A 748-nucleotide genomic window follows, 5' to 3' on the forward strand; every position below is an offset into this window, starting at 1 on the left:
GCGCCGAACAGGATGAAGCAACCAACAAGCACCGTGGCTGAGCGCCGTATGTTCATCCGACCGGACAACATTAGCAACCCGATGGCGGCCACGGCTATGACGGCGATGCTTGTTGCAACAGGCCCCAATAGGAGCTCCTGCACCCATTGCGTCCCCTCGAGGAACACGTTGGGGGCAGCGGATCCGGTGGCGAGAGCGGACGTCATGGTTGCGCACGCAGCTTGATATCCGACACGCCCCTCCGCCCCCCGGTGCGCTCTAGCTGCACATAGACGTCGATGGTTGAGCATACGTAGTGGATCACGTCATCACGCTTGAGCCGCGTGCCGCCTTGCAGCACCAGCAGGGCGATCTGCTCGACGGCCCGTTCGGGGTTGTCGGCGTGGACGGTTGTCATCGAGCCTGGATGACCCGTGTTGATGGCCCGCAGGAAGGTGTAGGCTTCAGGGCCACGCAGTTCACCCAGAATAACTCGGTCTGGCCTCATACGTAGCGAGGCGTTGAGCAGGTCTTCTGCTGTGACCGCAGCCTCGCTCATGGCGCTACGCGCCGCCAGCAGTCCAACGGCATTGGGATGGCGCAGATGAAGTTCGGGCGTGTCCTCGATGAAGATCAGGCGCTCCTCGGTCGGAATCTCTCGCATCAGGGCGTTGAGGAAGGTCGTCTTGCCGGTGGAGGTGCCGCCGGAGATCAGGATGTTGCGCCGGCCTTGTACGGCGGCGGAGAGTAGTCCGGCGACATCTCCGGA

The 748-nt window shown here is 62.8% G+C and carries 2 protein-coding genes; both read right to left on the reverse strand.

The genetic code is table 11. The features are described 5' to 3' along the window. The coding region (locus HX774_RS19340) for a TrbC/VirB2 family protein (protein ID WP_178829024.1) at positions 1-206 on the reverse strand (206 nt) is incomplete at its 3' end. Next, the coding region (locus tag HX774_RS19345; RefSeq protein ID WP_178829025.1) for an ATPase, T2SS/T4P/T4SS family at positions 203-748 on the reverse strand (546 nt) is incomplete at its 5' end. The genes HX774_RS19345 and HX774_RS19340, both read right to left, overlap by 4 nt.

Source organism: Brevundimonas sp. P7753 (assembly GCF_013386595.1).
In the GTDB taxonomy this organism is placed as follows: domain Bacteria; phylum Pseudomonadota; class Alphaproteobacteria; order Caulobacterales; family Caulobacteraceae; genus Brevundimonas; species Brevundimonas bullata.